This is a genomic window from Bradyrhizobium sp. HKCCYLRH1030 (genome assembly GCF_051168395.1).
Lineage (GTDB): Bacteria > Pseudomonadota > Alphaproteobacteria > Rhizobiales > Xanthobacteraceae > Bradyrhizobium.
Genome location: NZ_JBNPUY010000016.1, coordinates 56,694 through 78,337 on the forward strand (window position 1 = coordinate 56,694; position 21,644 = coordinate 78,337).

21 protein-coding genes, 1 tRNA gene and 1 pseudogene are annotated in these 21,644 nt (G+C 61.5%); 7 read left to right on the forward strand and 16 right to left on the reverse strand.

Annotated elements, in window-relative coordinates; genetic code table 11:
- Positions 1-8 precede the first annotated feature (8 nt).
- The 4 genes from ACQR1E_RS31535 to aepX form a co-directional block, all read right to left on the reverse strand.
- A complete protein-coding gene (locus ACQR1E_RS31535) occupies positions 9-995 on the reverse strand; it encodes a DMT family transporter (RefSeq protein ID WP_316171853.1) in 987 nt (328 codons plus the stop codon).
- Positions 996-1,010: 15 nt separating this feature from the next.
- On the reverse strand, positions 1,011-2,153 hold the full coding sequence (aepY, locus tag ACQR1E_RS31540; protein ID WP_316171852.1) for a phosphonopyruvate decarboxylase: 1,143 nt from the start codon (positions 2,151-2,153) through the stop codon (positions 1,011-1,013).
- Positions 2,154-2,221: 68 nt separating this feature from the next.
- Positions 2,222-3,172 carry a methyltransferase gene (locus ACQR1E_RS31545; protein WP_316171851.1) on the reverse strand — a complete coding sequence of 317 codons (951 nt, stop codon included), beginning with the start codon at positions 3,170-3,172 and terminating at the stop codon, positions 2,222-2,224.
- 167 nt (positions 3,173-3,339) lie between these two features.
- Positions 3,340-4,218 carry a phosphoenolpyruvate mutase gene (gene aepX, locus ACQR1E_RS31550; protein WP_316171877.1) on the reverse strand — a complete coding sequence of 293 codons (879 nt, stop codon included), beginning with the start codon at positions 4,216-4,218 and terminating at the stop codon, positions 3,340-3,342.
- Between the two features lie 423 nt (positions 4,219-4,641).
- On the opposite strand from aepX, the gene ACQR1E_RS31555 reads away from it, so the two are divergent.
- Both ACQR1E_RS31555 and ACQR1E_RS31560 read left to right on the forward strand, forming a co-directional pair.
- The gene (locus ACQR1E_RS31555; RefSeq protein ID WP_434885778.1) at positions 4,642-5,565 is read left to right on the forward strand and encodes a hypothetical protein; all 924 of its coding nucleotides are present in this window, start codon (positions 4,642-4,644) and stop codon (positions 5,563-5,565) included.
- Positions 5,566-6,309: 744 nt separating this feature from the next.
- On the forward strand, positions 6,310-6,759 hold the full coding sequence (locus ACQR1E_RS31560; protein ID WP_316166708.1) for a hypothetical protein: 450 nt from the start codon (positions 6,310-6,312) through the stop codon (positions 6,757-6,759).
- A 123-nt stretch (positions 6,760-6,882) separates the two neighbouring features.
- On the opposite strand, the gene ACQR1E_RS31565 is transcribed toward ACQR1E_RS31560, so the two are convergent.
- From ACQR1E_RS31565 to ACQR1E_RS31585, 5 genes are all read right to left on the reverse strand, one after another.
- Entirely contained in the window at positions 6,883-7,668 is a 786-nt protein-coding gene (locus tag ACQR1E_RS31565; RefSeq protein WP_316171848.1) for a class I SAM-dependent methyltransferase, read from the reverse strand.
- A gap of 170 nt (positions 7,669-7,838) precedes the next feature.
- On the reverse strand, positions 7,839-8,528 hold the full coding sequence (locus tag ACQR1E_RS31570) for a GntR family transcriptional regulator (RefSeq protein ID WP_316188201.1): 690 nt from the start codon (positions 8,526-8,528) through the stop codon (positions 7,839-7,841).
- Positions 8,529-8,741: 213 nt separating this feature from the next.
- Positions 8,742-9,674, reverse strand: a complete 933-nt coding sequence (locus tag ACQR1E_RS31575) for an ABC transporter substrate-binding protein (protein ID WP_434897986.1) — start codon at positions 9,672-9,674, stop codon at positions 8,742-8,744.
- A gap of 676 nt (positions 9,675-10,350) precedes the next feature.
- Positions 10,351-11,088 carry a class I SAM-dependent methyltransferase gene (locus ACQR1E_RS31580; protein ID WP_434897987.1) on the reverse strand — a complete coding sequence of 246 codons (738 nt, stop codon included), beginning with the start codon at positions 11,086-11,088 and terminating at the stop codon, positions 10,351-10,353.
- Positions 11,089-11,514: 426 nt separating this feature from the next.
- The gene (locus tag ACQR1E_RS31585; protein ID WP_434897988.1) at positions 11,515-12,888 is read right to left on the reverse strand and encodes an MFS transporter; all 1,374 of its coding nucleotides are present in this window, start codon (positions 12,886-12,888) and stop codon (positions 11,515-11,517) included.
- Between the two features lie 424 nt (positions 12,889-13,312).
- Here ACQR1E_RS31585 and ACQR1E_RS31590 point away from each other — a divergent pair, with 424 nt between their 5' ends.
- The gene (locus ACQR1E_RS31590) at positions 13,313-14,254 is read left to right on the forward strand and encodes a LysR substrate-binding domain-containing protein (RefSeq protein ID WP_316172224.1); all 942 of its coding nucleotides are present in this window, start codon (positions 13,313-13,315) and stop codon (positions 14,252-14,254) included.
- On the opposite strand, the pseudogene ACQR1E_RS31595 reads toward ACQR1E_RS31590, so the two are convergent.
- The 4 genes and pseudogenes from ACQR1E_RS31595 to ACQR1E_RS31610 all read right to left on the reverse strand — a co-directional run.
- Positions 14,242-14,442, reverse strand: a pseudogene (locus tag ACQR1E_RS31595) (IS3 family transposase); the annotation flags it as partial. The gene ACQR1E_RS31590 and the pseudogene ACQR1E_RS31595 overlap by 13 nt on opposite strands.
- Before the next feature lie 382 nt (positions 14,443-14,824).
- Positions 14,825-15,292 (reverse strand): hypothetical protein, encoded by a 468-nt coding sequence (locus tag ACQR1E_RS31600; RefSeq protein WP_434897989.1) that lies wholly within the window; start codon positions 15,290-15,292, stop codon positions 14,825-14,827.
- 143 nt (positions 15,293-15,435) lie between these two features.
- Positions 15,436-16,806 (reverse strand): tyrosine-type recombinase/integrase, encoded by a 1,371-nt coding sequence (locus ACQR1E_RS31605; protein ID WP_434897990.1) that lies wholly within the window; start codon positions 16,804-16,806, stop codon positions 15,436-15,438.
- Positions 16,807-17,028: 222 nt separating this feature from the next.
- Positions 17,029-17,113 (reverse strand) — tRNA-Leu (locus ACQR1E_RS31610).
- A 173-nt stretch (positions 17,114-17,286) separates the two neighbouring features.
- On the opposite strand from ACQR1E_RS31610, the gene ACQR1E_RS31615 reads away from it, so the two are divergent.
- Positions 17,287-17,820: a disulfide bond formation protein B gene (locus ACQR1E_RS31615; RefSeq protein ID WP_316171832.1), complete on the forward strand. Its 534-nt coding sequence runs from the start codon at positions 17,287-17,289 to the stop codon at positions 17,818-17,820.
- On the opposite strand, the gene ACQR1E_RS31620 is transcribed toward ACQR1E_RS31615, so the two are convergent.
- Both ACQR1E_RS31620 and ACQR1E_RS31625 read right to left on the reverse strand, forming a co-directional pair.
- A complete protein-coding gene (locus tag ACQR1E_RS31620; protein ID WP_316171831.1) occupies positions 17,817-18,902 on the reverse strand; it encodes an AbrB family transcriptional regulator in 1,086 nt (361 codons plus the stop codon). The genes ACQR1E_RS31615 and ACQR1E_RS31620 overlap by 4 nt on opposite strands.
- An 83-nt stretch (positions 18,903-18,985) precedes the next feature.
- Complete coding sequence (locus tag ACQR1E_RS31625; protein WP_434897991.1) at positions 18,986-19,510, reverse strand: hypothetical protein; 525 nt, start codon at positions 19,508-19,510, stop codon at positions 18,986-18,988.
- Here ACQR1E_RS31625 and ACQR1E_RS31630 point away from each other — a divergent pair.
- On the forward strand, positions 19,489-19,983 hold the full coding sequence (locus ACQR1E_RS31630) for a hypothetical protein (RefSeq protein WP_315716224.1): 495 nt from the start codon (positions 19,489-19,491) through the stop codon (positions 19,981-19,983). The genes ACQR1E_RS31625 and ACQR1E_RS31630 overlap by 22 nt on opposite strands.
- Here ACQR1E_RS31630 and ACQR1E_RS31635 read toward each other — a convergent pair.
- Positions 19,944-20,126, reverse strand: coding sequence for a hypothetical protein (locus ACQR1E_RS31635; protein ID WP_434842361.1), 183 nt, complete (start codon positions 20,124-20,126; stop codon positions 19,944-19,946). The two genes, ACQR1E_RS31630 and ACQR1E_RS31635, sit on opposite strands and share 40 nt — an antisense overlap.
- A 59-nt stretch (positions 20,127-20,185) precedes the next feature.
- Here ACQR1E_RS31635 and ACQR1E_RS31640 point away from each other — a divergent pair, with 59 nt between their 5' ends.
- On the forward strand, positions 20,186-20,971 hold the full coding sequence (locus ACQR1E_RS31640; protein WP_434897992.1) for a sulfite exporter TauE/SafE family protein: 786 nt from the start codon (positions 20,186-20,188) through the stop codon (positions 20,969-20,971).
- A 5-nt stretch (positions 20,972-20,976) separates the two neighbouring features.
- The gene (locus ACQR1E_RS31645; protein WP_315716222.1) at positions 20,977-21,639 is read left to right on the forward strand and encodes a DsbA family protein; all 663 of its coding nucleotides are present in this window, start codon (positions 20,977-20,979) and stop codon (positions 21,637-21,639) included.
- Positions 21,640-21,644: the final 5 nt, after the last annotated feature.

Below are 21,644 nucleotides of genomic sequence, written 5' to 3' on the forward strand. Positions count from 1 at the left end.
TCCTCAACTTAAAGACTGCGCTGGCTGACGCTTGCTTGGGGCTTGTCGGCCTCGTCGATCTGGCTGAAAGGCGCTCTGGCCGGCTTGTTGCGCGAAGGCTGCTCTTCGCGCTGCCAGATCACGATCGTAACGCCCATGATGATCAGCAGGCTGGCAAGAACCGTGCGCAACGCGAGCTCCTCCCCCTGCAGGACGAGAGCTGAGATCAGCGCGACGACGGGAATGAGAACGAGGCTCTGAGATGCGATCCGCGCCGGAATTGAAGCCAACGCATAGTACCAGGCAACGAATGCGAGGCCGGTCGCTACGATACAGTTGAACGCGATCGGGAAGGCGAGAGCTGAAAGGCGCTTGACCTCGAAATGCGGCTCGAGGACGGCTGAGGCCATCATGACCGCCATCCCTGCCGCTGCGAGCTGGAATGTAGTCCGGCTCCAGACGTCGATATCGCTGTGAGCTCGGTTGGCGAGCCACGTTCCCAAGGCCCAGCAGATGGCCGCAATCAGCAGCAGGGCAACCCCTTCCGCGTCGTCCAAAGTCATTGGCGCAGCCGTTGGCCCGAGGCCATTGGCGCTCAACAACATGATGCCACCAAGCCCGCTCCCGATCGCTCCAAGCTCGAAGCCGGTCTGCCGCCTTCCGTCCAAGACCCACTCAATGATCGCAAGCCAGAGCGGCATCGTATAGAAAATGAGAGCACTTCGGCCGACGTCCAGATATTGGAGTCCAACGAGGCTCAGGCCCAGCCCGCAGGCCATCTGCAGCATGCCCACGGCAATCAGGTTGAGCCGTCCGCGATCGCCGATGCGGAGCTGATACCCCAAGGCAAGGCGCGCCACCGCGATCGCCACCGCGCCGCCGAGAAGACGCAGTCCTGTAAAGAACAGGGGCGGCGCGATCTGCAGCGCGTCCTTTATGACGAGCCAGTTCATACCCCAGATCAGGATCACGAAGATCAGGCAGAGGGCTGCCGAAGCAGACGTCTTGCGGACCATCACATCGTTTCCCCTTTAGCCGGCAGCTGAAGGTTCAAGAACGTAGCGCCACATGGCGTCCTGGAATCGGCGCTTGTTCCCGACAGGCGTATGGCGGGTGGTCACGCGCGGAAGCGTTGCGGGATGGCAACGATTGATCTTGCAAAGCAGGAAATGCGGGCCCCGCGTCGTCGCACAGTGCTCCATTGCTGTCAGGATATGCCCGGCTTCGGCACAACGCACCGACGAGCGATAGCCGCAGGCGGATGCGACAAGATCCAGGGACGAGCTTCGTGACGTCGAGGCCTGGCCACCGGTGGACGCATAACTTTCATTGTCGAGCACGACATGGATGAGGTTCTGGGGTTTGGTGTGGCCAATCGTGGACATGACGCCCATGTGCATCAACGCGCCGCCGTCGCCATCCAGTGCGAGCACAGGACGGTTGGGCATGGCGATGGCGAGGCCTGCCGCCAATGCGCTGCAGTGCCCGAGCGAGCCCTGCATGTAGAAATTCTCGGGACGATCGTTGACCCGGAAGAGCTCTCGCGTGATGAATCCGGTCGTCGAGACGATCGACGTGGTCGGATCGAGCCGCTGGCAGATCAGTTCGATCGCCTCTCCCGCGCTGAGCGGGTAATCGAGCGGTGCGTCGGGGGCCGCTCCCGCGGAGCTCGGCGTGAGCTGGCCCTTTCGCAACAGCACAGCAAAAGGTGCCTCCTGCCGATGCGCTTCAGCGGCGCGGATGAGAAGCCGATCCAGTCCGCCCGTCGTTCCGTCGAACTCGTCCCAGTCGACGGCGAGCTGATCAAGGATCGCCTTCGTCGCGGCACCCATGAAGATGTGCTGCGGCTCATCTGCGCTCTCGTCGGGATGCCCTCGCACCGAGATCAGCAACAGGACCGGGATCCTGTTGACCATCAACAACGAGGTGAGTGGATTGACGACGTGACCAAGACCGGAGTTTTGCAGCGCGACGACGGCTCGCTGGCCAGACAGCGCAGCGCCAGCGGCGAGCGCCACCGCGCTGCCCTCGTTGGCCGCGGGTACGTCCGTCAACGCGCTGCTTTCGGCCGCCCTCTCAAACAGGTCAGCGAAGTGGGAGCACGGAACGCCCGAGAAGAACGTATAGCCTGCTGCACTCAATCTCGATAGAAGAACGCTCGTCGGCACGGACATGTCTCTGCTCCTGCACAAGGGCATTGGGAGCGGCTCTGCCGCCCCCAATGAATCGACGTCCTGTGACCTCAACTGAGTTTCTTCGCCACGATCAGGCTGCGATTGCAGAGCGATCTGTGGTACTCGACCTGCCCGAAGCCGGCCTGTTCGAGCATCCCGCGCATGTCTTCAAAGCTGTAGCAGCAGCCTTCGTAGCCCGTGGTCAGGAGCACCGAATATTCAGCTTCGGCGGTCGGGGCCGGACGCCCGCCGCGATCGTCGGGATGGCAGCTGTAGACAGCAATGCGGCCACCGGGCTGGAGGCTGTCGTGGGACTTGCGCATCAGCAGGCGGACCTTCTCGGGTCCCCAATTGTGAAGAACGTGGGAATAGAGATGAAGGCTTGCATCGCGTGGCAGCGGGTCGACAAACATGTCGCCAGCGACGATACGGACGCGGGCGGGAAAGAGACCCCGCGCGATCAGACAGGATCGCGCGAGCTCGTCGACCGGGGGGCGCTCGAAGATGGTCGCGGATAGCCGAGGATATCGCATCAGCAGATGAGCGGAATAGACGCCGGAGCCGCCGCCGATGTCGAGCATGGACGTATCGCCGCTGCAATCGAGCAGGGTAGCGAGATGCGGGGCAAAGATCCGGCCGCGCTCCTCCATGCCGCGCGTGTTGAGGTCCGCGAACTCATCCGTCTGCATCAGATCGTCCCAGCTGGTCGTGTCGCCGCGCGCGACATGCCAGGTGTCGGAGCCGTCGTTCCGCAGGACGTCGTACAGCTCGCGAACCGACGACTTGTACTTCATTGTGGCGATGTAGGAGGCGACATTCTCGTCGGATCGGCTGCTGAGATATCGGACGGCTTCGATGGTGGCGTGAAGTTTTCCGCCCTCGCGGGCAATCAGGCCCCAGGATTCGAAGAGCCTGATCATTGTACGTGTCGGCCGGTCACGAAGCGAGAAATGCTCCCGCAGTTCGTCTTCAGAGACGGGATGACCGTCCAGATAGGTGAACAGGTCGAGCCAGGACACCGCTGCAATGTAGAGGTCGGCGGCGTATGAGCTATCCCGCCACTTGATGACCTGGGCAATGTCGGGGCGGTCGACCTGTGAGACATCGGTCGGTGTGTCGATGCGAGATGCGAGTGCAGTCGGGGTCATGGGTTTGATCCTTTACGAGAACGGCATGAGTTGTTCGGTCAGTCTGGCTGGCCTGGCGCGGCATTCACGGGCAGGTATCGGGCCTCGGCGCGCGCGAGCTCGTCGTAGTGAAACAGCGAGAAGACATCCTCGAGGGTCGCGACCTCAGCCTCGATCCCGGCGATGCTCTGCTCGGTGATGATGCGTTCGCAGACATTGCGCATCGCGCTTGTCGCGGCGCGCATCGAATGATTGGCCCAGATCACGGTCGAGATGCCGGCAGCACGAAAAGCGGACGCGGGGGTCCGATAGTATTTCGTTGGGACGATCACGACGGGGAGGCGGTTCTGCCAACCATTGGCGAAGGCGAAAATCTCGTCCGCCGTGCTCTTCCGGGAATGAATGAGAATGGCGTCCGCTCCGGCGTCCGCATAGGCGTGAGCGCGGTGAAGGGCCTCGTCCATGCCATGGCCGGCGATCAAGGCCTCGATGCGGGCGACGAGGACGAGTTCGTCTCCAACCGCATCTTTCACGGCACGCAGACGCCCGGAAAATTCGCCGGCATCGGCGAGCGGATGACGATCGCCGACGAACGAGTTCATCTTCGGAAACTGCTTGTCTTCCAAGGCCACACCCGCGGCACCCCGCTGACGGAGCTTGTGGGCCAGAATGCGCGCGTTGTTGAAATTGCCGAAGCCGCTGTCACCGTCGACGAGAACGGGGAGATCAGTCGAATCGACCATGCGTTCGACGACGTCGATGAGCTGGGTCCAGGACGCCTCACTTGCATCGCGATAGCCGAGAGAGCAGGCGATCGACAGGCCGGATGCCCATAGGCCCCTGAAGCCGGCGCGCTCGGCGACGGCGCTTGATAGCCCATCATGGGCCTCCATCAGAAAGCTCAGATCTCGATTGCAGCAGATCTGCTCGCGGAGCACTGCGGCGCGAGTGGCGAGTTCCGGACGATGATCTGCAGCATGACGAATCGATTGCGGTCGCGTGAGCATGCAAGGTCTCCCTTCCCCGTGCGGGTCTGTCATCAACCACCAGTTGACAGTTTTGCGATACCGGGATCAATTACTAACTCTGGTAGTCACACCAGCGCATAGGTTCCGGTGGGGAGGGCGAGGGAGGCGATCTCGCCGAGGGCGAGCACTGCCGGCGAGCAGGCCCGGGTTCGTGCTGGCAAGGGGAGGACCGCGGCCCTGCCGCGTCCGCTTGCGCCGCCGGGGAAAGTCGCGTGCCTGGAGGGATGGCGATGGCCGGCCGCTACCTAAGCTTGTAGTAGCGGCGCGGGCCGATATGCGTTCAACTGGTTGCTTCGTTCAGCATCCGGTCAGCCGTTTGGCGGATCTGATCCGATGACGATACATCAACGGGCGCCAGAGACGCTGGCGCGCTGCCGCGTTCGTATTGAAGATGGCGTGGATCCGATGACAACCATCCTTCTGGACGATCATGGGCGGGCTTGGGATGCTCATTCGCCGGTTTTGCGGCGATTCCTGCAATGCCCGGTGTCAGATTTTGATTTCTCGTCCTATGTGGTCGACAATCTGGGATTCGTCGCTGTCACCATAATCGACAGTCGATCGGCCCGGATCCGGCTCAGGCCGAGGACCGCCTGCGGGATCAGCATCGCTTCGGCGCTATACTTCATCGCGGATAGGGCCGTGGAGCGAATCATCGTTGTGAAAGCAGGCGATGAAGTTGTCGAGTGCATGTTCCCGAGGGTCAGCCAGGCGATGACCTATATCGGGGATGAGGTCGCGCGAGCCCGCCTGCATCTGTCGCCGGTGTTCAGAAGCCGTGAGTTGCCCATCACTGCGCTTGCCAAAGAGGCAGAGCCTCTTGAGGTCCTGTTCATGCGATGGCTCGAATGTGATCAGGGCCGCGACAATACCGAACTGAAGGGCCTCCTCGATCTGCACTCGCTGCAGCGCTTCGTCATCATCGAGCCTGTCGACGGCCGGCTTATTTTCGCTGACATCGGCTCGGGGTTTGAAAGCTTCGGCAGAACCTGGCAACAGCATGCGCCGGGATTGCCGCTCGAGGAGCAGCCGGACTATCATTACGGCCAATGGGTCCGTGGCGTTTACGACCATGTGCTTCATACAGGCAAGCCGCTCTTCGACGACGTTGATGCCGTCATCCGGCGCCCGCACCGAAATGACAGGTTGCGGGTGCACTACAGGCGCCTCATCCTTCCCTGCGGTTCGACTCGCTCCAGACCAGCTCGGCTTGTCGGTGCGTCGCTCGTCGAGAACGTTGCATCAACCCCTTGGTAGCTGCGCGATGCAGTACGAGGATGATTGATGCACCCCTGATGGCGAGTGGCTGAGTGCCGTCTTGCGAGCTTTCCGGCTGTTGAGCGGCCCGCTTGCAATGCGTCAATTGTCTTGAAACCTGGCAGTTCGTGCTTGGGTCCGCAGCAACGCGGCGCGGCATGGCTTGGCTCAATTCAGGCGCGACATGTCGCAGCCGTCTGCTCAACCGGAGCGTTTGATTGCGCCGTCCCATGATATGACGGAGGCGTTCAGCGCTGTGCCAAGTGAGACGAACAGGCGTTGGCTACTCGCGTAAGACGCGTAGTGACGATAGTGGCACGCAGCAATAGGCCGCACTGCGGACGCCGGACGAGCTTTCTGGCCAGTGACTCCGCCGCTGGTGTAGCACCACCAATTTCGGTAGCTCGCCAAGCGCAGGCTTGCGTGGCATGAGTGGGCCAAGCTGGCCGAGCGCAACCTCTTTCGTCTCGGCACGTCGCGTGAAATGAGCCGGCGTCAAAGACAACGCCGTTTCCTGCGTCGCGATGCGAGCTCTCCGCATTGCGTCGTGACGGGGCTCTGGCAGTCTGGGACCTATTGATGACGGCCTGAAACAGATATTGTATTGATGTTGATACGACTGGGCGATATCGTCTCACGTCGAGAAGGAGAGGCGGACTTCGTCCGCTGGGTGCACGTCGATCCCTTGCAACCGATCGGCTGTCGGCGACCTTCCACCGACCGTTTTCGGCCTGGAGTTCGGTGATGTCTCTTGATGAAACCCTGCGGATTTTGGCAACCGTCGAGCCAGGTGGTCTGACGCTCGATGAGCAAGCCATCGAAAGCAATCCCGACGCCGTGCTCGTTGCCCTCGGACGCAGCTTTGAAGCGCTCTCCGCAGAACTCGCAACTCTCCAGCAGCAAGATGCGCAATCAGCTGGGGCCACCTGGGATGCAAAATCGCAGATCTCCGCCGTGGTGGTGCCCGGTGTAGAGCGCATCGAAGCGGTCTTGAGCTCGCTTGACCCGATTGAACGCGCCATCATGGCGATTCCGGCCAGAACGGTCGTCGGTCTGGGGGTAAAGGCGCGACATGCTGCACATGTGCTCTCAAATTACTGGGCGGACGTCCCCGAGAGGCTCGACTGGGATGCCCGGACCGTGCGGCATCTGATCGAATCCGCTTGTTCAGTCGCCGGTGTAGAGCTGAGCTAAGGTCTTTGCTGCGGGCCGTCTTCGTCATGGAGCGGTGCGATGGCCGTGGCGACTGGCGTGTGCCGGCGCTTTCGCCCTATCGGGCGGCCAAGTAGGTCGATTGGGCAGCGAAGCTTGTGAGCCTCAGCGGCGCTGCGCAATGAGGACCTGCGATTCAATGACTTCTACGACGCCGCCGGCGGTTGCGAATGGCGATATCTCCATCGTCAATTCCTGCGCGAGCTGACCTTCGAGAACGCCCAGCTGTTCAGGGGAGGAGGTCGACATCGATAGTGCGCGGTCGATCAGGCGAGCGACAGGCACGAGACGCTGCTCAATGACACCAATTCTGGTGAGCTGACCGAAGCGCGACTCCAGCAGGATCGATTCGTGACGTAAGCGCTCGGGTGCGAAACCGACACTCTTGTTGGTGAAGCGATCGACGACGTCCGAGTAACGCTTGTACCAGGCGTTCTGTGGGACATCGGGACGTACGTCATTGAACAGCATGACTGCGCCGTCCTCCTCGATCAATGGGTCGAGCTTTCGCAGCGTATCGGCGCGATCCATCCAATGAAAGGCACGTCCAATCGCCACGGCGCGAAAGCGGCCGAGCTGCGGGCTGAGGTCGAACGAGCTGCCTTCGATCAGTTCGATCTCAACGGCCGCCGCGTTGGCGATCGCCTGAGCAGCCTCTAGCATGGCAGGCTCCGGATCTATTCCGATGACCTTGCCGACCAGGGGTGCAAATGCGATGCCGAGCCACCCTGGTCCACAGCCGAGATCCATCAATCGGTGGTCCTTGGTCAGACGAAGGTGATCCGCCACAACTTGGATGAGCGCGGGTGCGTAATTCGGTCGCCCGGCCACGTAGTGAGGGACCGTCGATTGAAAGCGAGGGAATGAAGGGGAAACTGGTTCGGACGTCATCTGTATCGTTCGACAGCCGTGCTGAAGCTCATGTCTTGTGACGCCTTCCGGTGTGGGCCGGTCCGCCCATGGCGCGGCCCCATGAGATCGTGAGCGCTTCTCCTTCGCACGCGTACCGAAATGTCAGTTTGGACGGAACGTGCTCGGGACTTGGCGCGCTTGCAGGCAGGCTAGAAGTCTTTCAATGGCATGCGAAGCTCGTAGGTTGCAGGTGGAGCCAGCAGCTCGAAGTGCTGAATCGGACGTCCGGCGCTGTCGAAATGAATGCGCACCACCTTCAAGAGCGGTGCGCCTATCGCGACATTGAGGCGTGCTGCGACAACGGGGTCGGCTGCAGCTGCCGTCACAATCTGCTCGCCAGATGTGAATGTGATGCCGAAGCGCTGCAGAATCGCATAGAGCGACCCTCCTTCCATGTCTTCAGGACCAAATTGCCGTCCGATCGCTTCCGGAATGTAGGTCGTGACCTGCATGATTGGCCAGTCATTCATGTAGCGGATGCGAACTGTGCGCTGGAAAAGGTCGCCTGGCTGGGCTTGGAAGTGCTCGCGAACGTGACGAGGGGCCACCTTGAACTCGAACTCGACCACGTGAGCTCGCGTTGTGCGCACGATCTCCCTGTTTCGAGCAGCAAGGTCCATCATCGGTACCGTGAGAGGCTCCGGCTTCGAGAGCTCCCGTACGAACGTGCCGATACCCTGGCGGCGTTCGATCAGTCCGAGCTCATCGAGAGTGTCCAAAGCTGCCCGGATCGTCACGCGCGAGACGCCGAAGAGCACAGCCAGATCCGCCTCCGCCGGCAAGACTTCTCCTGGTGCATAGCGGCGTTCTGCAATTTCGTCCTGCAGGACCAAGAACACCTGATGATGAAGCGGTATGTCGCGCCGCCGTCGTGCAAGGGTCGCGGGCCGTCCTTTTGGGCGCTTGGACTTATCTGTCGGACGCGTCTTCCGCGCCGTTTTCTTGACGGCCGAAGCAGAAGCGTTCGAATGCTGCGGAACTCGCGGCGCCACCACCTAGCCTCGATCCCACAGTGCCGCGGGCGTGTTCATCGGCTCGAACTCTCCACGATGCTATTTCGATGCTAGCGTCTGGAGAGCCTTTTCGACGAACCTGTTCGTAAATGTCTCCGCGAGATCGACCTTCACGCCACGCAATTGTGGGTCGACGGTCGACAACACCTGAAATGCGATCCCCGCGCTCTCGGCGCTGAACCTGCCATCGGGCGAAAACATGTCTCGGGTGCCCCGGATGGAGGCGAGAAAGATGTTTCGATCAGGTTTGGCCCATTCCTCCGGAAGCGCATCGGCGATCTCGTCGACGGACGCGCGATCAATCCACTGCAGGGCGCGCACCATCGCGAGAACAAAGGCCTGGAGCGTATCGGGATTGCGTTCGATGAAGTCTGACCGCGCGTAGATCGTCCCTGACGGATAGAGACCGCCAAAAATGCCGATGGTCCCCTCGTTGGTGCGAGTGTCCGCGACTAGTTTGACGTCACCTGCTGATGTCAGCGCCGTAAGCGCCGGCTCACCCGTGACGACCCCATCCACGGCGCCGTTGCGGATCGCTGCTACGGCACCTGTGCCACCTCCGACACTGACGAAGGAAATGTCGGCCGGAGAGACACCAGCTCGCAAAGCGATGTACTCCACCATGAACTGAGTTTGGGATCCCAATGCCGTGACCCCGATCTTCATGCCTCTCAGGCTGCTCGGGTCGCGATAGTCCGCAGCCTTCTCTTTTCGCAGGGCCAATGCGAACGTTGGATGCCTGCCAAACAGCACAACCCCGACGATTTTTTGTCCCTTGGCATGCATCTGAATCGTGTGGTCGAAAGCGCCAGCAGTGAGTTCAGCACTTCCTGCCACGAGAGCCTGGAGCGCCTTGGATCCGCCGCTCACGTCAAGAAGCTCCGGGTCGAGGCCCGCGTCCCTGAAAAAGCCAAGGCGCTCGGCAAGTGTGACCGGTGCGTATTGTAGGAATGCCTTTCCGCCGATCGTCACTCTGACTCTGGACGTCTCGACGGAATTGCCCGCCCAGGCCGAATTCGCCGAGCCACACAACGCCAATAGCGGAAGCCCGAGAAAACTACGTCGCTGTAACACTGGCCGGGTCTCGCGAGCGTTGGGAGGAAATGTGTGCCGGTAGTGAACTTTTCTCACGATCCGATCACATTCGAATCATACGAACGATCATCCGCACGAGCAAGGCAAAAGCTCGCCGAGGTTGCACGAGTTAAATGCACGTGAGGCGATAGTCATCATAAACTGCGACCGAAAATTGTCGAAAGTAGTTGTTGGACGTCGATTGAGGCCGGGCAGCCGGCTGCGCGATGAGACCGAACTACTCCACGCGCTCAAGATGGACCGGCGACGCTCGCGTTCTGCGAAGCACACGCATCAGATATGCAAATCGCTCAACGAGTGCAGCTACGATCAGTCTCCGGCTTCGCAATCTGGCCTTGGGGAATTCGGCCGAGAGCGCCGCCTCCGGCTAGCTGCACCGGCACGGAAGCTGCACGCCGGTGCTGTCCGGCGCAGTTCGCCGCCCAACGGCCATGAGGCGAGAGCGGCCAGCTCAGCAAAGTGACCATAGTCCCGACTTCGTCGGGCCATTCGACCGGAAGTAGCGAGCACGTCAAGCTCGCCCGATATGATCGAGTTCAGCCGGCAATTGACATCAGGCTGGGACGTCCGTCTTGCGGGTTACCCAGACAATCCCGGCGCGCTTGCGGCAGACGAACGATAGGACCTCTGCAGCCGCCGGCAGGCGAGCGAGCAACGACAGCCCGCGCCGTCCTGCGGACTGAATGCGGAACCGCATGAAGTCCGCCTCGGCGGGGACCGGAGGAGACCCAAAGGCCGATCGCCACCATCTTCGCAACTCGCCCGGCGAGTAATAGAAAACGTCAGTCTTGAGCTGCCACAGCATGAAGTCGGCCCACTCTTTGCTGCTCTTGCCTTCCCGATAATAGCCGAAGCCGAGCCGATGCGCGGCTCGCATGTAGAGATGGGCGAATAACTCGGGCATGTGATGGACGAAGTAGAGACCCACGTGTCCCTCGAACCACGACGTGCTGTCCGGAAACAGAGCCAGGAATACCCCTCCGGGCTTTAGTACGCGCGCGATCTCGGAGACCGCAAGCTCCGGGTCTCGGACATGCTCGAAGACCTGGTTGGATATGACAACGTCGAAGAACCCTTCGTCGAAGTCGAGACGTCCATTACGGAGCGCGCGGAAGTGCTCAGGACGTTCCGAAGCCGGGGCATCGAGGTCCGCTCCGAAGAACTCGTAGCCTGCGTTTCGTCCGTAGACGACCACCTCGCCGCGCCCGCAGCCGTAATCCAAGACGCGGGGGCGTTCAATGCCAGATAGCGAAAGTGCTCGCTGAAACACAAACTCGTAATTCGGGCTCATGGACGGAGACATCGCAAAAACAGCGCGCCTCTGCAACACAATGTTTCTGCATGTGACGGCAGGTTTCGAATATTGCCGCTTCGAACGAACCAGCCAAATTCGTGCTCCAGCAGCGTTATGACGTCGGTCAGCCGCCTGGGATCGCTGCTAGCACAAGCGCCAGAAGTCAGCGCCGGACTAGATGCGTTGGTCATCCAGGCGTGGTCAGTAACTCACGCCGAGAAACGTTCCTCGCGTGATGCTGACAATGATAAGACTGTTAGAATACGCGATTTTGAACGAGACGCCACTTATCCGGGAGGTTGCGCTTACCATCAATGGGCATTCGTACTAGTTAGTCGTGGACTGCCACCATTTCTGGCGCTCGCGGCGCAGTTACGCGCTCTCTTTCACTCTTATTCCGACCGGGCCCTACGCTCGCTATCGTCATCCATGACGTTGACTGCGGCTGGAGGACGGCAACTCTCGATCCGAAGAATGCCTTCCAATCAGGGCAAAAACGGCCGCCGAGCCGACCACGGCAGCGATCGCGGCAATTGCAAAAATCGTGGCAAATACGTTGATACCGGAAAGAATTGAATTGGGTTGTTCCAACGATGTCCTCATGACGGCACCGAACATCGCAATCCCAATAGCGAATCCACCTTGACGGAGAATTACGCTTATCGCAGAAGCCGCTCCAGCCTGCTCGCGACGTACAGATCCGACGATCCTCGCCGTTAGTTGCGGATTGAGTGCGCCATTTGCGCACCCCGCGATGGCCATACCAACAAGGCCCACGACGAGATGCTGCATCTGTGCCGCGACGGCCATCACAAAAGCGCCGATCGAGACGATCAGAAGCCCGGCGCCAAAGAAGACCCGTGCTTCCATCGCCAGTGCAATGCGGGCGGAGAACATAGGCAATGCAACCATCGGCATGGTTGCAGCTAGCATCAGAACCCAAGCGTCACTAAAAGAGCGGCCTAACCGTTCTTGCAGGAAGAGGGGCAGATAGATCAGCACGGCCCAGTAAGCGACCGACAAAGCAACTGGCACGAGACAGAACCCAACAAATGTTCGGCTGGAGAACATATCGAGTTCTATAAGTGGTTGAGTGCCAAAGCGTTGAGTTGACCAGAAGGCGACAAAGAGCGCCAGCACCCATAGAATTGCAAGCCAACTTGGAATTTCGAACGTCGAGATACGTGTTCCATGAAGCAGGAGCCAGACGACCGAAAGAAGCAGCGCACTTAACGTCGCAATGCCGCGCAGATCAATTTTCCGCTTAGCTGGATCGCGAGATTCGTCGACTACCATGATCGCGGCAATTGCAATGAATAGGCATATGGGGATGTTGATTAAAAACACCCAATGCCACCCCAATAGGTCCGCGATCAGGCCGCCTCCGGCCGGACCGAGGGCTGTTGCGACTCCTGCCATTGTTCCTGTCCAGGCGAACGCCCGAGCGCGACTTGCTGTATTTGTGTAGCGATTACCAATTATCGCGAGCCCAGAGGACATCATAAAGGCCGCGCCGATACCTTGGCCTACGCGGCCGATGATCAGAGAAATCTGGGCCCCAGCAAAGGCACATTGGAGAGACGCGAGAAGGAAGATGGCATTGCCACCAAGCAACATCATGCGTCTGCCGAAACGGTCGGCGAGAATTCCGGCGGACAACAAGAAGGCCGTTAGCGCAATGCTGTAAGAATCCATGAGCCAAGCGAATCCGCCGACATCGAGTGCCAGATCCTGCTTTACGAGGGGCATCACCATAACGATTGCTGTGATGTCGAAATTCACGACGAATAATACCATGCCTACAATCGTAGGAACCAACGTGTTCAGCAGTGATGTTGAGTCGTCTAAGCGGGTCGAACTTTCCGCGGTCAATGTCGTCCCCTATCTGAAGGTGTTGCCGGATTTCGTGTGGGTTATCGGAGCTCTAGCGGATGAACGGATCCGATGGAGAACGCGCACGTCGGGAGAACTTCCGGGAGTGGAAGACGACGCATTCCAGGTGATTAAAGGCGGTTCGGAACGCAAGACGATGAGGTCCCAGCTGCGGGCTGCCTGGTCCGGATTGTCTTCTTCAGTCGCACAAAATGCATGCTTTGCGACCAATGTTCGTTTCTCGAAGGCGCAATGGGCATACCGCTTTAAATGCCGAACAACTCCGGAGGACGCGAATGATCGCTTCTCAAAACGGCATGAATCTGTATCATGTTACGCGAGGTCCCAAATGATCCGTCGCTTGCCGCCCTTCGGCCCGCTTGTCGCGTTCGACGCAGTCGCCCGCAATCGCTCGTTTACGCGGGCGGCCGACGAACTGGGGGTTACCCAGAGTGCAATCAGTCATCAGGTGCGCCGGCTTGAAGAATTCTTCGGTATGCAACTTTTGATACGCCGCAATCCTGGAGTCGAATTGAGCGATGACGGGGCTAGGTTAGAAGGCGAGCTCGGCCCACTCCTCGACGAGATAGCGGGTCTTGGGCCTAGCTTAAGATATAGATCGACCCGACAGATGCTGCGCTTGGGAGCTGGCTCGTCGTTAGCCGGATGGTGGTTGATTCGCCGGTTGAGAGCCTTTCGCCATTCCAACTCGGAAATTGAGATTGATTTCCGGCTTGTCGAGTCTGAGGCTGTTGGTGAACCGCCGCTGGATGTCCGGATATTGTGGACTACTCTCGCAGAGTCCCGCGCAACGCCATTGCAAGAGCCGCTCCTACGCGAACGTATCTTTCCGGTCTGCGCCCCGTCTCTTCTTCCTCAGGGCATGCCTTTGTCGGACCCAACGGCACTGCTCGATCTTCCATTGATACAGAAAGGTCATCCCCCTGAGGGCGAATGGAGTTGGGCCTACTGGTTCGGGAAACTTGGGCTTAAGCGCACCGAACCGCACGGTCTTTTATTAGGGGACATGGGCCTTTGCTTGACCGCCGCTGTGGAGGGCGCTGGCGTCGCCATCGGCCGCTCTCTCCTCGTCGCCGATGCAATCAGCGACGGGCGCCTCGTGCCCGCACTAGCGAACGCTCCTCACGTCCTATCAAACAAGGTTCACATTGCGCGTTGGAGCCAGGATCGCATTGGAGATCCACACACCAAAGTGCTGGTGAACTGGCTCGCGCAAGCCGCCGAGGACACGGATCGCGCTATGTCAAACGACTGGCACAGCATGGCGTAGTAGCGTTGTTCGGCTTCGGCCGGCGGGAGGTTGCCAATGGGCTCAAGGAACTTGCCGTTGTTGAGCCAGTCCACCCATTCCAGGGTCGCGAACTCGACGGCTTCGAATTTTCGCCATGGCCCGCGCCGATAGATCACCTCAGCCTTCTAGAGGCCTTTGAAGGTTTCGGCGAGAGCGTTTTCATGGTTGCCATATCATGCGCCTGCCGTGGTTTTCGAGCCAAGATCATACAATAAGTTCCGCGCGACAGGGATCAACAGCGCGGAGCCTCGCCTGAGACGCCGTGGGCTAAGGCAAAGCACGCCCGGAATGCCCAGCTCCGGTTCGCCGAAAGGCCTCGCTGAGCCGTTCGGTCCCGAACGGCTGACGGATAGAATTTTGAGCAGCCGCTTCGAAATCGACAGGGTACACTGGCGGGTACACCCAAGAAGACGCAACAAAAAGCTCTGTGTATATCAAACGTATAGCGCAAACGTCGATCCCGCCCCTGGGGCCATAGCTACACCACTCGCACCGACGGTCTATTGGGATCTGGCACATTAGGCCGTCAGCGGTTGCGGACCGATGAGGCTATTCATCTGGCTGCGTATCCGAGAAATACAAACTCACGAGCTTGCCTGAGCCATATCGCGGCTTGTTGAACCGGGCCTCAACATACTGCAGCCGCCCACTTCTCAGATCGGTCTGCAGCGCCCAAAATGCGTCTGCTGGAAGATAGGCAGAGAAAAGCCGGAGGTCTGGCTTGAGTCTCATGTACAGCAACGAGGGGTGTGCCTGAGCGCCATTCGCATCGCTGCGATGATAAACGCGCGAGCACATCAGAGAGCAGCGGATTTCCCTGCCGAGGTGCTTGGGCAACTCGGGTCTGGTCATGACGATTTCAGCAAGCAAATGAGCAATAGCTTCATCTATGCTGGCGTCACGCTCGCTACCGTGCGTTGAGATGTAGTAGCTGACAGTGACCGATTTCACGTGAGCAACCAAAGAATATTCCTCTTCCGGTTGCTTGCGGTTTGGCAGTCGTCCTCTAGCCGGCATTCGAGGTCTTTCCTTTGGCCAGGTGGAGAGCTCGGCTATGAGGAAAGCAGGCCAGTGTTGACCCAGCAGTCTGCTGAAGACTGTCACATGATCTTTGCCGGGGATCGAACAGGCAGCATCAACCGCGCACGAAGCTACGTGACTCAGCCCTGCGACCCGCGCTTGATCGGCATCACCTTCTTGGGATCGAGCCAGTGGTCGATACGATCAGCCCAATGCTGCATCAGCTTCGTGCGCGAGCCGATCAGCGCGAGCGGTCCGTGTTTCTTGTAGAGCCCTTCTACGGTCGAACTATCGAGATGCGCGAGCTGCAGTTCGACGACATCGCCATCCCATGCCTTGGCCTCCTTGATCTCTTCGTGGTGGGACAGGGTCGAGAAGGTGGTCCGGAACCCGTGGGCGCAATGATCAGTCTTGGTGTCAATGCCAAGCAGCCGCAAGCGCTTGTTGAGCGTGTTGTTCGATAGCGGGGCATCCTTTGAGCAGGAAAAAACATACTGGCGATGGCCGGTCAGCTCTTGGACGCTGCGCAGGATTGCGAGTGCCTGTCGTGACAAGGGCACGACATGGTCCCACCCGGTCTTCATCTTGGTGGCTGGAATAGTCCAGCGCTCAGTGTCCCAATCGACCTCGCTCCACTCCATTTCATTGACCATGCCGGGGCGAGGTATGGTCAGCGCATCGAAGCGCAAGGCAAGGCCAACAATGTCGCCAAACCTCCCTCTCGCCCACGGTGCGCTGATGAGCTTGAAGACGCGCGTCACATCGCGTGGCTCAGTTACGCCGGGACGCGGCGTCGAAATGTTGGCAATCAGCTTCCCATTCAGATTGCGGAATGGATTGTAGCCGTCGCCTTCGACGTCGGCATAGTCACAGATTTGCGCACCGATGCTGCGCACGCGGTCGCGGGTTTCCAGCTTTCCCTTGGCTTCGTATGAACGCAGGAAAGCGAGCACGTCCGGACGCTTGATGTCCTGCCTGCACAACTTGCCAAAGCGGGCCTTGACGTAGCGGACGCGCAGCTCAAGGACCTCGATTGTCTTTGGGTCGCGCACCGCAACGATTCTGCCGCGCTTGACTTTCTCCATCTTTTTCTTCGCGAGCCACTCGTCAGCCCATTGCCCGAAAGGTCGAGCGGCCGCTTGCCTGTGCTTATCGAGCTGTTTCTCGGTGCTCGGGTCTTTGCCGTCCTTGAGCAGGTGCTTGGCCTTGTCGCGCTCGTGACGTGCGTCGGCGAGTGAGAACGTGCCGTTCTTTCCGTTGCCGTAAGGCCCGATGGAGTAGGTTTTCTGGCGACCGGAGAAGCGGTAGGCCATCCGCCAGAGCTTGGAGGCAGCATGGCCGGGTTTATTGTCGTCGGGTGTGACGAAGAGGTAGAGACCGCCGCCGGTTACATCGGAAATCTTGGCGGCACCCCACGCGCCATTGTCGAATCTCGGTTGGGCAGCGCGGCAGTCGACGTCGGTTCTGATCTGCTTGGGATTGACGCACGCGACATCGTTCTTGCGGGTCATCTGCTCCATTCCTTCGTTCGGAATAGCGAAAGTCGCCGTGAACGTTTGTTCTCCCGATACCAACACGATACCAACAAAAATACCAACAAATCGGGCGGCTGGGATCGGGCGAGAACAAACGGTGATGAACGGCAATGTGCGCGGAAAGGCCCAATTTTCAAGGGGTTCCGAGCAGAGCGCGAACTGTTGCGGACGATTTAGAACGGGCTTGAACAGCCTAGTTGGTGCCCCTGGCCGGAATCGAACCAGCACTCCTTGCGGAACTCGATTTTGAGTCGAGCGCGTCTACCAGTTCCGCCACAGGGGCATTCGCCGGGCCTGTGCAGGAACCATAGCGAAGCGGGCGGACTATAGCGGGCGGCCGGGCCGGGTCAACCCGCACGGACGTGATGGGCGCGCATCTCGACAGCTTTCGCGGGCCGGAGTAGGAGCCGGAACGGCCCGGCATGGGACCGGATGCAGCCCCGTTCGGGAGGACCGATGACCAATACTTCTGTGATGGCGCGCCCCGCGGCGGGAGCCATGAGCCCGGCGGTGGCGGCGGCGCTGCTCGCGGCCGGCATAGCGGCGGCGGCCTTGGCCGGCGCCTGGTACATGCAGCTGGTCTGGGGCCTGCAGCCCTGCGAGCTCTGCCTGAAGCAGCGCTGGGCCTATTATGCGATCGTGCCGCTCGGGCTGCTGATCGCGCTCGCCGCCAAAGGCGGCGCGCCGCGCGCGCTGGTGCTCGCGGGGCTCGGCGTGGTCGCGCTGGCCGCGCTCGGCAATGCCGGGCTCGGCGTCTATCACTCCGGCGTCGAATGGGGCTTCTGGCCGGGGCCGACCGAATGCACCGGGCCGATCGGCAATCTCGGCAGCGCCGGCAGCCTCTTGGAGCGGCTCGACAGCGTCAAGGTCGTACGCTGCGACGAGGTACAATTCCGCTTCCTCGGCCTGTCGCTCGCCGGCTACAGCGTGCTGATCTCGCTTCTGATCGCCGCCATCGCCGGCTGGGGCATCACCCGGAAGCGCGCCTAGTCGTCGACATCCTCCTGCGGCCGTCCGAACAGATGGACGATGCCGGGGGTGGCGATCGTGACGAACACGAAGCGCGACAGGTGATGCGCGCCGACGAAGATCGGGTCGATGTGCAGCGTCAGCGCCAGCGCCATCATCGCGTCCATGGCGCCGGGCGCGAACGCGACGATGGTGTCGGAAAAGCGCACATGCGTCACCAGCACGATCACGGTGACGAACAGCGCCGAGATCGCCACCGCGATCGCGAACGAGCCCAGCGCCGCCCTGATATGGCCGACCAGGGTCTTCACCCGCATCCGGGCGAAGCGGCTGCCGATCAGGGCGCCGATGCCGACCAGCGCCACGCCGCGCATCCAATCCGGCAGGCCGCCCTCGACGAGGCCGGTGCCGTGCAGGACGCCGCTGGCGACCATCGCGCCGAACAGCCAGCTCGCCGGAAACCTGATCAGCTGCATCAGCATCGCCGCGACCAGCGAGGCCACCAGCAGTGCGAGCAGGCCGAGCGGTGAGGCGACGCTCTGGCCGAGCGAGATCGGCGCCGCCGGTGCGACGCCGGCCACTGCCAGCACCAGCGGCAGCGCCGCCGTCAGGATGATCACCCGCAGCGTCTGCACCACGGCGATCGCCGGCAGGTCGGCACCGCGCTCCACCGCGAGCATCGTGATCTGCGACAGCGCACCGGGACTGCCGGCGAGCAGCGCCGAGGTGCGGTCCCAGCCATGGACGCGCTGCAGATAGAGGCTGGAGCCGAAGGTCGAGCAGAACGTCGCGAGCGCCAGGAGGCCGATGGTCACCGGATAGGCGCTGACATGGTTGATCAGCTCGCGCGAGACCACGGCGCCGATCGAGATGCCGAGCAGCAGCAGCACAGTCTGGGTCAGGATCGGCGGCATCGCCAGCGGGCGGCCGGCGATTGCGGCGATCGCGGTCGCGATCATCGCGCCGGAGATCAGCCCGCCGGGCAGATGGGCGACGAGGAAGATCAGGCCGCCGGCGGTGCCGAGCACGAGGGTCTCGATCGCGCTCAGGGTCTTGGCGCGGCTCGGCAGGTCAAAGGGGAGGGAGGAGATGATCTGGCGCACGGCGCCTTATGCCAAAACCTGCCTGCGCGAACAATTCCCGCCGCTGCGCAGGCGCCATGCGCGCATGCGCCCGCAGGGGCCGGTCATTTCGGTTTGTCGGGCGTCGGCAAGGGAGCGGGCACGGGTGTGGTCGCGGCGGCGGCCGCGGCCTTGTCGCGCTTGCAGGCCGAGCGGAATTTGCCGCGTGCCTTGCCCTTCAGCCCCTGCTCGTCGGCCTCCTTGGAGCAGGCGATGGAAATCGTCCGCCGCGCCGCCTTGTCGAGGGTGGCGAACTTGTCGGTGGCGGCATCGGGCCGCGACGGCAGCGTCAATCCGGGTTGCGAGCGGGCGGGGCCCGCGGCCGACAGGGTGGCCATTGCGATGGCCGCAATCGCCGCCCGGGCAGTGAATCTCATGCTGAAGTCCTCGAACGAAAGGCACGCTGCGATGTCCGGCGATGCTGAACCCGCAGTGAATGGAATGAGCCGGATCGCCGTGCGACGCAAATTATATTTTCGCGCGGCCATGCTCCCGCCTGCTTTGTCGGTCGCGGGCGTCTCGCTAGAATTACCGTCCCATTCCACCATGCTCCACAGGGAGATCGAGGATGAGTTTTCACGCAAAATCATTGGTTGCTTCGTCACTCGCTACGCTGGCCGTGATCGGGCTCGCGACGTTCGCCGCCGCGCCGGCGAAAGCGCTGACCGCGCAGGAATGCAGCGCCAAGTACAAGCAGGCGAAGGAGGCCGGCACGCTGGGCGGCCAGAAGTGGAACGACTTCCGCAAGGCCCAGTGCGGCAGCGATGCCACCGCTGCCGCGGCACCGGCGGCTCCGGCCGCACCTGCGGCCGAGGCCAAGCCGGCCAAGGCGGCGAAATCCGACGCCAAGGAGGCCGCTCCCGCGCCGACCGGTCCCGCCGTGTTCCCCAACGCGGTGGACCCGAAATACGCCAAGGAGAAGCCCGGCAAGGCGCGTCTGCAGACCTGCGTCGATCAGTACAATGCCAACAAGGCGACCAACGCCAATGGCGGCCTGAAGTGGATCCAGAAGGGCGGCGGCTACTACAGCGAATGCACCAAGAAGCTGAAGGGCGCTGCCTGATCCGGGTTGACGAGACGTTGCCGGCGGCCGGAGGCATCATGCGTTCGGCCGCCGCTCTCGACGCCGCGCATCGCCGCGAGACCGCCGGCCGGACTCGGCTCGGTGCCGGTCACGCGCCGGTCGCGCGGCGGTGGCGGCGGCATTGCTGCTCCGGTGATTTTGGGGCTTGCCTTCCTGTGCGGGAAATGACCCTGCTCTCGCCATGATCTCTGCTGTCCAAGGTGTGCTCAGCCTGTTTTGCGGCGCGATGGTCGGGTTCTCGCTCGGCCTCGTCGGCGGCGGCGGCTCGGTGCTGGCGGTGCCGCTGATGGTCTATGTCGTCGGCGTGCCCGAGCCGCACATCGCGATCGGCTCGAGCGCCATCGCGGTCGCCACCAACGCGGCCGTCAATCTCGCCAATCATGCGCGCGGCGGCACCGTGATCTGGCCGATCGCGGCGCTGTTCGCAACGGCGGGCATCGTCGGCGCCTTCACCGGCTCGCTGCTCGGCAAGATGGTCGACGGCCAGAAGCTGCTGGCGCTGTTCGCGCTGGTGATGATGGTCATCGCCATGCTGATGCTGAAGACGCGCGCTCGCATCGGCACCCCCGATGTGAAGATGAGCATGGCCAACGTCCCGGCGATCGTCGGCTTCGGCCTCGCCACCGGCACGCTGTCCGGTTTCTTCGGCATCGGCGGCGGCTTCCTGATCGTGCCGGCGCTGATGGCTGCGACGGGCATGCCGATCATGAATGCGGTCAGCTCGTCGCTGGTCGCGGTGACGACCTTCGGGCTCACCACCGCGGCGAGCTATGCCTGGTCCGGGCTCGTCGCCTGGGATCTCGCCGGCCTTTTCATCGCCGGCGGGATCGCGGGTGGCCTTGCCGGCACGCGCCTGGCGCGCCATCTCTCCGGACGGCGCGGCGCATTGAACGTGGTATTTTCCGTCGTGATCGCGGTGGTGGCGCTATATATGCTGACGCGCAGCCTGCTGCATATCTGGAGCTGACCTCAATGAAGCGCGTCCCCTCGACTGCGATCACCTCCGCCAGCAGCCGGCGTGACGTGTTGACGCTTTTTGGCGCAGGCGCGGCGCTTTCCTTGTGGCCCCGCGACAGTCGCGCCGAGGATGCCGACGAGCCCGACGAGGGCGCGGTGCTGCGCGACCCCGATGCGCCGGTGCTCGGCAATCCTTCGGGCGACATCGCGATCGTCGAATGGTTCGACTACAATTGTCCGTATTGCCGCAAGCTCGATCCCGAGCTGCAGCAGGTCATCCATGATGATGGCAAGGTGCGCTGGGTTCTCAAGGAGTGGCCGATTCTCGGGCCGACTTCGGTGGTTGCCGCGCGGATGGCGCTGGCCTGCAAATATCAGGACAAATATGCGAAGGCGCATGAGGCGTTGATCGGCGTCAGCTCGAAGCTCACCGAACCGCGCATCGACGAGCTGCTCGCGGGAGCAGGCGTCGACGTCGACCGCGCCAAGCGCGACCTCGCCGCAAACGCCAAGGCCATCGATGACATGCTGGCGCGCAACGACAAGCAGGCGCGGGGATTGCGTTTCCGCGGTACGCCGTCCTTCATCGTCGGCAAGTTCAGGGTACCCGGCGTGCTGACCATGGCGCAGTTCGAGCAGGTCATCGCCGACGCGCGCAAGGCCAGGGCGGCCAACTGATTGGC

Bases quoted from the DNA above. Each gene is read 5' to 3' on its own strand.
- ACQR1E_RS31535 (WP_316171853.1), bottom strand. From the start codon at position 995: ATGGTCCGCAAGACGTCTGCTTCGGCAGCCCTCTGCCTGATCTTCGTG.
- aepY (WP_316171852.1), bottom strand. From the start codon at position 2,153: ATGTCCGTGCCGACGAGCGTTCTTCTATCGAGATTGAGTGCAGCAGGC.
- ACQR1E_RS31555 (WP_434885778.1), top strand. From the start codon at position 4,642: ATGACGATACATCAACGGGCGCCAGAGACGCTGGCGCGCTGCCGCGTT.
- ACQR1E_RS31560 (WP_316166708.1), top strand. From the start codon at position 6,310: ATGTCTCTTGATGAAACCCTGCGGATTTTGGCAACCGTCGAGCCAGGT.
- ACQR1E_RS31565 (WP_316171848.1), bottom strand. From the start codon at position 7,668: ATGACGTCCGAACCAGTTTCCCCTTCATTCCCTCGCTTTCAATCGACG.
- ACQR1E_RS31580 (WP_434897987.1), bottom strand. From the start codon at position 11,088: ATGAGCCCGAATTACGAGTTTGTGTTTCAGCGAGCACTTTCGCTATCT.
- ACQR1E_RS31585 (WP_434897988.1), bottom strand. From the start codon at position 12,888: ATGGTATTATTCGTCGTGAATTTCGACATCACAGCAATCGTTATGGTG.
- ACQR1E_RS31590 (WP_316172224.1), top strand. From the start codon at position 13,313: ATGATCCGTCGCTTGCCGCCCTTCGGCCCGCTTGTCGCGTTCGACGCA.
- ACQR1E_RS31600 (WP_434897989.1), bottom strand. From the start codon at position 15,292: ATGCCGGCTAGAGGACGACTGCCAAACCGCAAGCAACCGGAAGAGGAA.
- ACQR1E_RS31605 (WP_434897990.1), bottom strand. From the start codon at position 16,806: ATGACCCGCAAGAACGATGTCGCGTGCGTCAATCCCAAGCAGATCAGA.
- ACQR1E_RS31615 (WP_316171832.1), top strand. From the start codon at position 17,287: ATGACCAATACTTCTGTGATGGCGCGCCCCGCGGCGGGAGCCATGAGC.
- ACQR1E_RS31630 (WP_315716224.1), top strand. From the start codon at position 19,489: ATGAGTTTTCACGCAAAATCATTGGTTGCTTCGTCACTCGCTACGCTG.
- ACQR1E_RS31625 (WP_434897991.1), bottom strand. From the start codon at position 19,510: ATGATTTTGCGTGAAAACTCATCCTCGATCTCCCTGTGGAGCATGGTG.
- ACQR1E_RS31635 (WP_434842361.1), bottom strand. From the start codon at position 20,126: ATGCCGCCGCCACCGCCGCGCGACCGGCGCGTGACCGGCACCGAGCCG.
- ACQR1E_RS31640 (WP_434897992.1), top strand. From the start codon at position 20,186: ATGATCTCTGCTGTCCAAGGTGTGCTCAGCCTGTTTTGCGGCGCGATG.
- ACQR1E_RS31645 (WP_315716222.1), top strand. From the start codon at position 20,977: ATGAAGCGCGTCCCCTCGACTGCGATCACCTCCGCCAGCAGCCGGCGT.